The organism is Kitasatospora sp. NPDC004799, from assembly GCF_040609095.1.
Classification (GTDB): Bacteria; Actinomycetota; Actinomycetes; order Streptomycetales; family Streptomycetaceae; genus Kitasatospora.
Genome location: NZ_JBEXJK010000834.1, coordinates 1 through 1110, shown reverse-complemented (window position 1 = coordinate 1110; position 1110 = coordinate 1). Strand labels below are relative to the sequence as shown.

The 1110-nt window shown below is 74.3% G+C and carries 1 protein-coding gene; it reads left to right on the top strand.

Annotated features, from left to right (window positions below; translation table 11 throughout):
• Positions 1-150 precede the first annotated feature (150 nt).
• Positions 151-1020 carry a S1 family peptidase gene (locus ABZW03_RS41155; protein WP_355270041.1) on the top strand — a complete coding sequence of 290 codons (870 nt, stop codon included), beginning with the start codon at positions 151-153 and terminating at the stop codon, positions 1018-1020.
• The last annotated feature ends 90 nt before the right edge of the window (positions 1021-1110 follow it).

Sequence of the window (1110 nt, the reverse complement as noted above, 5' to 3'; positions counted from 1 at the left end):
CCACCCTGGCCGGCATGGTGCAGAACCCGTCGTCCTACGACCCGGTGCGCTACCCCGAGAACACGGTCAAGCGCCGCAACGTCGTGATCGACAAGGCCGCGGCCCGGCCCCCGGGGCCGTCACCCCCTCACGAGGAGATCGGTCAGGACCATGCGCAGAACCCCCCGCACCACGCGCCGCTTCCGCCTGCTCGCCGCGGCCCTCGGCCTGCTGACCGCGACCGCGGTCGCCGCACCGGGCGCCGCCGCCGCTCCCAGCCCCAGCGCCCAGCCCGAACAGCTCGCGGCGGTCAGCGACGCCATCCTGAACGCCGAGGTCGACGGCACCGCCTGGTACGTCGACGAGGCCGCCGGACGCGTCGTGGTGACCGCCGACAGCACCGTCTCCCCGACCGCGATCGCCAGGCTGATGAGCGCCGCCGGCCCGAACGCGTCCACCATCGCCGTCCACCACGTCCCCGGCGTGTTCGCCCCGCTGGTCGCCGCCGGCGACGCGATCTACGGCGGCCAGTACCGCTGTTCGCTCGGCTTCAACGTGCGCAGCGGCAGCACCTACTACTTCCTCACCGCCGGGCACTGCGGCAACGTCGCCCCCGACTGGTACACCGACGCGTACCACACCACCCGGATCGGACCGACCATCAGCTCGACCTTCCCCGGCCACGACTACGCGCTGGTCCGCTACGACAACGGCGCGCTCAGCCACCCGGGCGGCTTCACCTCCGCCCCGAACGCGTACGTCGGCGAGGCGGTGCTGCGCACCGGCTCGACCACCGGCACCCACGGCGGCACCGTCACCGCGCTCAACGTCACCGTGCGCTACTCCGGCGGCGGCACCGTCCGCGGCCTGATCCAGACCAACGTCTGCGCCGAGCAGGGCGACTCGGGCGGCCCGCTGTACGACGGCACCAAGGCGCTCGGCCTCACCTCGGGCGGCAGCGGCGACTGCACCTCGGGCGGGACGACCTTCTACCAGCCGGCCAACGCGGCGCTCTCCGCGTACCGCGTCAGCGTGTACTGACCGTCCGCCACGGCCGCCGGCCCCGCCGCACCAGGGCGGCGGGGCCGACGGCCGGGTTAGTGGCGCGGCCGCTCAGCCCCCCTACACGTC